The organism is Phyllobacterium sp. SB3 (assembly GCF_040009165.1).
GTDB lineage: Bacteria > Pseudomonadota > Alphaproteobacteria > Rhizobiales > Rhizobiaceae > Phyllobacterium.
On sequence record NZ_JBDYKI010000002.1, the window covers coordinates 236,764 to 246,374 of the forward strand.

The 9,611-nt window shown below is 55.4% G+C and carries 7 protein-coding genes; 6 read left to right on the forward strand and 1 reads right to left on the reverse strand.

The genetic code is table 11. The features are described 5' to 3' along the window. Positions 1-1,002 (reverse strand): inositol 2-dehydrogenase, encoded by a 1,002-nt coding sequence (gene iolG / locus ABKW30_RS07655; protein ID WP_348598033.1) that lies wholly within the window; start codon positions 1,000-1,002, stop codon positions 1-3. Positions 1,003-1,110: 108 nt separating this feature from the next. Here iolG and ABKW30_RS07660 point away from each other — a divergent pair, with 108 nt between their 5' ends. The 6 genes from ABKW30_RS07660 (at position 1,111) to bcsN (ending at position 9,535) form a co-directional block, all read left to right on the forward strand. Beyond that, positions 1,111-2,322, forward strand: coding sequence for a Gfo/Idh/MocA family oxidoreductase (locus ABKW30_RS07660; RefSeq protein WP_348598035.1), 1,212 nt, complete (start codon positions 1,111-1,113; stop codon positions 2,320-2,322). Between the two features lie 64 nt (positions 2,323-2,386). Then, complete coding sequence (gene iolD / locus ABKW30_RS07665) at positions 2,387-4,228, forward strand: 3D-(3,5/4)-trihydroxycyclohexane-1,2-dione acylhydrolase (decyclizing) (protein ID WP_348598038.1); 1,842 nt, start codon at positions 2,387-2,389, stop codon at positions 4,226-4,228. A gap of 59 nt (positions 4,229-4,287) precedes the next feature. Then, positions 4,288-5,340 (forward strand): sugar phosphate isomerase/epimerase family protein, encoded by a 1,053-nt coding sequence (locus ABKW30_RS07670; RefSeq protein WP_348598040.1) that lies wholly within the window; start codon positions 4,288-4,290, stop codon positions 5,338-5,340. Positions 5,341-5,393: 53 nt separating this feature from the next. Next, positions 5,394-6,527, forward strand: a complete 1,134-nt coding sequence (locus ABKW30_RS07675) for a Gfo/Idh/MocA family oxidoreductase (RefSeq protein WP_348598977.1) — start codon at positions 5,394-5,396, stop codon at positions 6,525-6,527. Positions 6,528-6,738: 211 nt separating this feature from the next. After that, complete coding sequence (locus tag ABKW30_RS07680) at positions 6,739-7,545, forward strand: SDR family oxidoreductase (protein WP_348598042.1); 807 nt, start codon at positions 6,739-6,741, stop codon at positions 7,543-7,545. A 1,141-nt stretch (positions 7,546-8,686) separates the two neighbouring features. Next, complete coding sequence (gene bcsN, locus ABKW30_RS07685) at positions 8,687-9,535, forward strand: cellulose biosynthesis protein BcsN (RefSeq protein ID WP_348598978.1); 849 nt, start codon at positions 8,687-8,689, stop codon at positions 9,533-9,535. Positions 9,536-9,611 lie beyond the last annotated feature (76 nt).

Below are 9,611 nucleotides of genomic sequence, written 5' to 3' on the forward strand. Positions count from 1 at the left end.
TTAATCAGCGATTTCGCGGATGTTCACAAAGCGATGATTTGCAAGCGAGAGATTTGCAGATTCGGCAATAGCAAGCGATTTTTCACCATCTTCAAAAGTCACCTCTGGCGTCCTGTCGGACGCAACACATTCCAGAAATGACTCCAGTCCCAGGGCATAGGCCTCGGCGTAACGCTCAATGAAAAAGCTGAGGAACGGCTCGCCGGAACCAGTTGAACCCGACCCGAATCGTTCGAGGTTGTGAGCGCGCCGGTTTCCGGAGATAACCATGCCTTCAGAGCCCAATATCTCAACACGCTGATCGTGACCATAGTTGGCAGCACGCGAGTTGTTGATATGGCAAAGTTTGCCGCTTTCAGTGCGAAGAATCACCATGGCGGAGTCGATATCACCCAGTTCGGCCAACGTCGGGTCGATCAGCGCGCTGCCGGTGGCGAACACCTCTACAGGCTCTTCTCCCAGCATGAAGCGCGCGAGGTCGAAATCGTGGATGGTCATGTCTTTGAATATGCCGCCCGATGCTTTCAAGTATTCGCGCGAGGCAAGACCTGGATCGCGTGAAGTGATGATTATCTGGCGAATTTCACCAATTTCTCCCGAACGGGCTGCCTCGCGAGCCGCCCGGTGCCCTGGGTCGTATCGTCGATTGAACCCAATCTGGATGGGCTTGCCGAAGCCTTTCAACACTTCGCGGCAGGCTTTAACCCGGGCGAGCGACAGGTCGATAGGCTTTTCACAGAAAATAGCTTTGCCGGCTCTTGCACACGCCTCGATCAGGTCTGCATGCGTTGGGGTAGAAGTGGCGATCAACACCGCATCGGAATGTGCTATCGCCTCTTCGGCACTTGCTGCGACCACGCAGCCGAACTGGTGACCGACATCCTGTGCCGCTGCAGTTACGGGATCGTAGACAGCGGCAAGTCTGGCGTTACTCGCCCGCACAATGGTTGCGGCGTGCATTTTGCCAATGCGCCCGCAACCGAGCAATGCAATATTGATCATCAACTTCCTCCTGGAGATAATGCAAAAAACGTTGCACTTTTGATATTACGACAATAATAATTCTGCAAGTCTGTTTTAGAGCACGCACAAAAAATCCAGGAGGCGACTATGGGCAAGGAGAACATCAGGGCTGATTTCCCGAGAGCAGAACGACGCCTGCGGCTGGGTATTGTCGGTGGAGGAACCGGAAGTTTCATTGGGCAAGTCCACGCGCGCGGGGCGCGATTATCCAATCGATGGGACGTTGTCGCAGGCGCCCTCTCGTCGCGGCCCGAAGTAGCGCAAGAATCGGGCCGCGCCTGGCTTTTTGACGAAGAACGGATCTATACAGATTATCGAACAATGGCGCAGCGTGAGGCCTCAAGGCCCGATGGTATCGATGCCGTTGCAATTACCACGCCTAATAATTCTCACCACGCCATCGCATGCGCCTTTATGGAAAACGGCATCGACATTATCAGCGATAAACCGTTGACGACGACGCTTGACGATGCTCTCGATCTGGTTCGCCGACAGAGAAGCACGGGACTGGTGTTTGGCGTGACCTATGCCTATGCTGCTTCCGCTATGGTGCGACAGGCCCGTCAGATGGTCCGGGAAGGGATGCTCGGCACCTTGAAGCAGGTGCATGTCGAATATTTCCAGGAATGGGCGCTGGCCCCAACCGGCGCTGGCGCCCGGTGGCGCGTCAATCCTTCGATCGTCGGCCCTACCTTCACCACGGGCGACATCGGCACCCATTGCCACCATCTCGGTGCCTTCGTCTGCGGTCGGCCCCTCACCGCAGTGCGCGCGGAGTTCCATACGCTCGGCACGCCAAAGATGTTGGAGGATACCGCTTTCATGCATGTGCGCTACGACGGCGATATTCCCGGCACCATCATGATTTCACAGGTGGCGCCAGGTGCCCATTGCGGCTTGCGCATCCGTATCTTCGGCGATCAGGCGAGTTTGGAATGGAACCAGGAGAAGCCCGAGGTCCTGCACTTTTGCAGGTTCGGCGAACCGGCCCGTTTGCTCACGCGCGGCGAAGGTGCGGGCATTGGCATGCATGCGGCACGCTTCGTGCATCTGCCGCGTGGACATCCGGAGGCGTTGAGCGACGCCTGGGGTAATCTGTATGAAGAGTTTGCCATCGCCATCGAGACCCGCCGTCTTGGCAGGACCTTGCCGGAAGGGTTGCTCGAGTATCCGACTGTGGTGGATGGCGCGCTTGGCGTGAAATTCATTGAGGCTGCACTGGCGTCCAGTCAGTCGGGTGGGGGCTGGACGGATTGCTCGCTGCCAATTTCAGATGCAATAAGTATTGCAGATATGTAATAAATAGAATAAAGGTTTCTTGACACATGCCGATGCGGAAATGTCGGCTCAGGGAGGTTTTACGATGGGTACCGTTCACCTGACCATGGCTCAAGCCCTGGTCCGCTATCTATGCAACCAGTTTACCGAAATCGACGGCCGGCGCGAGCCGCTCTTCCCTGGCGTTTTCGCTATTTTTGGCCATGGCAACGTGACCTGCCTCTCGGAGGCGCTGGAAGCTGTCAAGGACACGCTGCCAACATGGCGCGGTCAGAACGAGCAGTCAATGGCGCTTGCGGCCATCGGCTTTGCCAAGGCGACACGGCGCAGACAGATCATGGTTGCATGCAGCTCCATTGGTCCGGGCGCGCTGAATATGGTAACGGCCGCAGGCGTCGCGCATACCAACCGCTTGCCAGTATTGCTGCTTGCCGGGGACAGTTTCGTCAACCGGCGTCCCGACCCGGTCATGCAGCAGGTTGAGCATTTCGGAAACCCGACGACGACCGTCAACGATGCGTTCAAACCGGTAACGCGCTACTGGGATCGTATTGTCCATCCTGAACAGATCATCTCTTCCTTGCCGCAGGCGGTCGCCGTGATGCTGGATCCCGGCGATTGCGGTCCGGCGTTCCTGGCGCTGCCGCAGGACGTGCAGGAAATCGCCTGGGATTATCCGGAAGAGTTCTTCGAACCGACTGTCCACACGTCGCCAAGGCCTCGCCCTGATCGCGACAGTCTTGCACAAGCGATACGCGTGCTGAAGACAGCAAGGCGCCCGCTGATCATCGCTGGCGGAGGCGTACGCTATTCCGGCGCGGAAGGTGTTCTTGCTGACTTCGCCAAGAAGTACGGCATCCCGCTCTGCGAGACCATTGCCGGCAAGGGCACAGTCACTCATGATCACCCGGCGCATGTTGGGCCCATTGGCATCGTGGGTTCCACCTCGGCCAATGCTCTCGCGGCCCAAGCCGATGTGGTGCTCGCCGTCGGCACGCGACTTATGGACTTTACAACGGGATCCTGGACAGCTTTTTCGCCGGACGCCCGCTTTATCTCGATCAATGCTGCGCGCTGGGATGCCAAGAAGCACCGCGCCATCGCCGTCGTCGGTGATGCTCTGGAAACTGTCAAAGAGCTGGAAACAGCCATCGGCGACTATAAGGCTGATCCAGCCTGGACAAAGAGGGGCGAACTCGAATTCGCCAAATGGAATGTTGCACTTGACGGCTATCAGAAACCGACGAATGCTCCTGTCCCGACATATGCCCAGGTTGTCGGCATCGTTAATTCCAGGGCGAAGGACCGCGATGTGCTGATCACTGCCGCCGGCGGCCTGCCTGGCGAAGTGATGAAGAACTGGCGGGTAAAAGCGCCCAACACTTTTGACTGTGAATTTGGCTTCTCCTGCATGGGCTACGAAATCGCCGCCGGCTGGGGCGCGGCCATGGCCGATCCCACCCGCACGCCGATCGTCATGATTGGCGACGGCACCTATATGATGATGAACTCTGATATCTATTCGACCGTACTCACTGGTCACAAGATGATCCTCATCGTTTGCGACAATGGTGGCTATGCAGTCATCAACCGCCTGCAGAATGCCAAGGGCGGCGTCTCGTTCAATAACCTGATCAAGGACTGCCGCGTCAAGGAGCCCTTTGCAGTCGATTTCCTGAAGCATGCGGAGTCTATGGGTGCGCTCACCCGGCACGTCGAGAGCCTTGCTGATCTCGGCGATGCGGTCGAATGGGCGCAGACAACCGATCGCACGACTGTGCTCGCAATCGTATCTGATGCCTTTACCTGGACGCCGGGCGACGCCTGGTGGGATGTCGGCGTGCCACAGGTCAGCGAAAGGACAGAAGTCAACGCCGCGGCAAAGGACCAGCAAGAAGGCCGCAAACAACAACGTGTTGGTGTGTGAGAGCCGGTGGCCGCAACGGCACGATGATCTCGGTCGCACATTGATCCAAGGATAAAAACATGAGAACCATCAAGGGGCCTGGCGTGTTTCTTGCGCAATTTGCCGGCGATGAAGCACCCTTCAATTCGCTGAACGGATTGGCTGGATGGGCTGCCGACAAGGGATTTAAAGGCGTGCAGATCCCCACCTGGGACCAACGTATAATTGATCTCGAGCTTGCGGCAGAAAGCCAGGATTATGTCGATGAATTTAAAGGAATCCTTGACGGGTATGGCCTCGTCGTAACGGATCTTGCCAGCCATCTGCAGGGGCAACTCATCGCCCTCCATTCCTCATTCAACCTGCCTGCCGATTCGTTTGCACCATCGCGAGTCCACCGGGATCCTGACGCCCGGCAGCAGTGGGCCGTCAATCAGCTGCTTTGCGCAGCGAAAGCCTCGAGACGTTTTGGCGTTGATCGCCACACAACCTTTAGCGGGACCCTCCTGTGGCCATATTTCTATCCGTATCCGCAGTGGCCCGATGGGCTTGTCTCTGACGGTTTTGATGAACTGGCGAGGCGTTGGAGGCCAATTCTCGATGCATTCGATCACGAGGGTATTGACGTGTGCTATGAAATTCACCCGACTGAAGATTTGCACGACGGCCTCACGTTCGAAATGTTTTTGGAGCGTGTTGATGATCACCCACGCTGCAACATCATGTATGACCCGAGCCATCTGGTGCTTCAGTCGATTGATTACCTGACCTACATTGATCATTACCATCAGCGGATCAAAACTTTTCACGTTAAAGATGCAGAATTTCGACCAACGGGCAAGACCGGTGCCTATGGAGGCTATCAGCCCTGGGCAAGCCGCGCCGGCAGGTTCCGTTCGCCCGGAGACGGACAAGTCGATTTCGGCGCCATATTCGCAAAACTGACCGGCTACGATTTTGACGGATGGGCAGTCCTTGAATGGGAATGCTGCCTGAAGAATTCGGAAGATGGCGCGGCCGAGGGCGCGCGTTTCATTCGCGACCATATTATTAAAGTCTCGGATCGCGCCTTCGACGATTTCGTCAAATCCGGCGTCGATCGATCCGTAAATCACGAAATTCTCGGTATATAGGGACGCAAGCCGTGTCGAACAAAGAATTGCTCAACCGTCGTCTTCGTCTTGGCATGGTCGGTGGAGGGGAGGGTGCCTATATCGGTGGGATCCATCGCTTCGCCGCCCGTCTTGACAACCACTTCGATCTTATAGCAGGTGCCTTCGACGTGGACGCTGAACGTGGCCGCGATTTCGCTTCAAAGAATTTCATCGATCGCGACCGGTCATATGGCGACTACGTTGAGATGATAGCGCGAGAGCAGGCGCGTGGCGACCGGATTGATATCGTCGCGATCTGCACGCCAAACCACACCCATTTCCCTATCGCCAAGGCGTTTCTCGAAGCAGGTTTCGACGTCATTTGCGAAAAGCCTATGACAACCACCATTGAAGATGCGATCGCGCTGCACGAACTGGCGCAGACCACGGGACGTTTTCTGGGTATTACATACACCTATAGTGGCTACCCGATGGTGCACGAGGCACGGGCGATGGTTGCGCGGGGTGATCTTGGCGCGGTTCGGGTGGTGCAGGTTGAGTATCCACTGGAATGGATGGCCACGGGAATTGAACTGCAAGGCAATCAGCAAGCGGCCTGGCGGACAGATCCGAAGAAGAACGGGCGCGGGGGGTCGATTGGCGACATCGGCACGCATGCCTATCATCTCGCCGGCTTCGTTACGGGATTGAAGGCGGAGGCTGTAGCAGCTGACCTTGCCACATTTGTTGAGGGACGAGCGTTGGATGACAATGCTCACGTCATGATCCGATATGAGGGAGGTGCGCGGGGTCTTCTCTGGTCCTCTCAAGTCGCCATTGGCCAGTCAAATGGCCTGCGACTGCGGGTTTTCGGAGAAAAGGCCAGCCTCATATGGCATCAAGAACAACCCAATGAGCTGATCTTCACGCGGCTGTTTGGTGCTCCGGAAACGATCAAGCGCGGTCGTGAGGATCTGACAGATGGTGCCGGAGTTAGAACCCGGACGCCGCCGGGGCACCCGGAAGGTTACATAGAGGCTTTCACAAACCTGTACTCGGGCTTCGCGGCTATCGTCCGTGCCAGGGACGAGGGAAGAACAGTTGGGCCGTTTGGAGAAGGAATACCCACATCCTACGACGGTCTCAAGGGCGTGGCCTTCGTTGATGCGGTCGTCGACAGCCATGAAAGGCACAACGGGGGATGGTTACCCCTGCAGTTTGCATAAATATGTTGGTCAAAACAACGCAAACCAAACAAGGCACAATCATCTGCCGCTGATCCACATCGCCGCTGACGAAAGCCTTCTTACCTGGAAACCCGGTGGTGCCGGTAGGATGTTGGCTGGCGCAGATCCGCGAAAAGATGGACATCAATCGACAATGGCCAGCAGAAAGGCCGTGAACAACAACGCGCGGGTGCGCGCACAGGAGATCCAGATGGCACAGTTCGAAAACAAGATCGTCGTCGTTACCGGCAGCACCCAGGGCCTTGGCGCCGCCACCGCAAAACTTTTTGCGGAACGCGGAGCAAGAGGGCTGGTAATATGCGGGAGATCTGAAGAAAAAGGTGCGGCGCAGGCAACTCGACTTGAAGCGCTCGGCGCAGAGACCGTTTTCGTCAAAGCCGATCTTTCGCAGGTCGAGGATTGCAAGGCAGTGATTGCCGCGGCTGACAAGAACTTTGGACGGCTCGACAGCCTTGTCAATGCAGCCGGGATGACAAATCGCGGTACCATTCTGAACACCGGCCCGGAACTCTTTGACCAGCTGTTTGCGGTAAACACCCGCGCACCGTTTTTCCTCATGCAGGGCGCGATCGAGATTTTTAAGCGTGAGAACATTGCCGGGACAATCGTAAATATCTCGACGATGTCCTCGATGGGCGGCCAGCCGTTCTTGGCGGCCTACAGCGCTTCCAAGGGCGCGCTTGATACACTCACTCGCAACACGGCTTATGCGGCGCTCCGAAATCGTGTTCGAGTAAACAGTCTCAACATCGGCTGGATGGCATCCGAGGGAGAAGATAGAACGCAACGTGAGCTCGATGGACAGCCTGGGGATTGGCTTGACAAGGCGGTAATCGCTCAACCGAATGGCCGCCTTATCGAGCCTGAAGAGGTCGCGCGGGCAATCGCATTCCTAGCATCGGAGGAATCCGGTTTGATGACCGGAGCGATCATCAACTTTGATCAGGCGGTCTGGGGAGCATATGACAGCCTCCCGCATGCGAACGCGCCTCTTTGAACTCCTCTGGCAAGATGGCCCAGGCGGATTTCGTTTACCCTTTGCCGTGGCGTAATGGCCAACCTGTCCGCGTGGCCTTTTCAAGGGAACGGTTCACAATCGAACGGTATGTTATCGAGCTTCATTCCATCAACAGCCCATGCAGCGGTGCAGAGAACTTCGTGCCTAAACTACGAAATACTCCATTGATCGGCACCCTGCAGGTCAGCCTCAGGCCCGGAGATTGATCAACGGGGCACAAGAGGACCGATTATGTATGCGTTCCGATTTCTTGCAACGAGACTTGTAGTTTACTCACCCGGTAATCTGGCGGATGCCTTTTTGAGCAAGAGCGACCGAAAGTAATCGACAAAGCCGCCAAAATCACCACGCCCAAGAGGTAAGGCCATATCCGAGATAAATAAGGTTTGTGTTCTGGATCCATCCAGAGTGATTCCGTTTGATAGAATACCGTCAACAAGAACAATTGGTTCAATGAACGTTTAAAAGTTCAGGCAGTTAGATACGAACTTGATATCAGACCTTTCTTTTTAGTAGCCACACGGAATTATACCGACGCCAATGAAGGCGTTAATAAATCAGCCCTGGGACAGCGAAAACCCTGACTGCAAGCGCCGCAACGAGCTCGCCCCCGGATTAGAAGGCAAACGCACTCGCCAATTATAAATTTAATGAATTTCAGGAAATTTTATCAATGCGTCGAGTGTACCGTAGCTGAATGGAAAAAATGCCAAACTACTTCGTTATCGGCCTCTCGGGAATGTTGGTCTTGTGGACCTCAATCATATTTCTTGTCCGGACTTCCGGCATATAGCCCGCACATCCCCGCAATGGCCGACTCAGCTGCAACTTTGTATAGATAGAATTAACAGGCATGATATAAATCAAATTATCTAACATGCTGAATGTTTGGGCAAAACCGGAAAGCTCTTTTTGATGTTGTCCACAGGGGTGTGTCTTGGTGGCAATAATTCAAAGAAAATCAATTGTTTTCAGAAATTAACTTGCAATCCGGCTTTGAGCAATCGATTTCATCATCTACGTTTGTTCAATGTTCAGGCGATCTGTAATTTTGACACTTATGACTTTGCCTTGGGGTTGCGCCTCGGGCGGAGCGCCTCAAATTTTATCTTCTACCCAAATGGTTGATGCCAGTCAGGCCTATGCTCTTCCCCCACCCGGGGGCCCCTCGGTGGTGAGTGTGATCGAGCGCCCCTACAACAATGCTGTCCAGCAGGAGATACTGCTGTCGACCTCGGCAAACACTCCTGGCCAGAACGTCTTTCGCATTCAGCTCTTTGGTCCGGTTAAACCTAATTTGAGCGGAGGAGAGACACTTCGTGATCCACAGTTGGGCGTTGCAGATATCTCGCGGGAATTGCGAGGTACGTTACCGGGCGTCGCGATGCATCGGTCACCAAATTACGTTCAAAATCGTTATGGTCCCTTCGGGTTTGCGTCCGGGCGTTCAACGTCAGGTGACACCTGCATTTATGCGTGGCAACGAATTCGCCCTTCGGAAAGTCAGACCCGATGGCTGACGGGCAGGGGCAGTATTCAGCTGCGACTTCGTCTCTGCGACGCAAGCTTGTCGGAAGAACAGTTACTGGCATTCATGTATGGCTTCACGATTAATGCCTCATTCAACAGCTATAGCTGGAACCCATATGGTGAGATGGCGAGTTCGCCGGAAAATCTCGGGAAACCGGGCGCGGATATCTATCCAGACGGGCCGCCAGCCCCGTCGGCAGAAACGCTTATGCCAGCGCCGGTAGCCAGATCCGCACGTGTTGCGCCACAGAGAAGACAAGCAATACAACCAACTGAAGCGCGGCCCACACGGCCGACACCAATCGGCCCGCTTGTTCCACCGCCGCCCGGGTCAGGAATGTCAGGCAGCGATCAGTCGTCCCTGACAACGTTGCCTTCACAACTACCAGCACCAAAAGGCGTGACTGTACCACCAGTACCTGCCGCACCGCCGAATTAACAGCGCTTCACCATCCGGAGTAAACCAGCCTCAAGCCAGCATACAACCGACTGAAACCAGGAATTGAAATGAATAT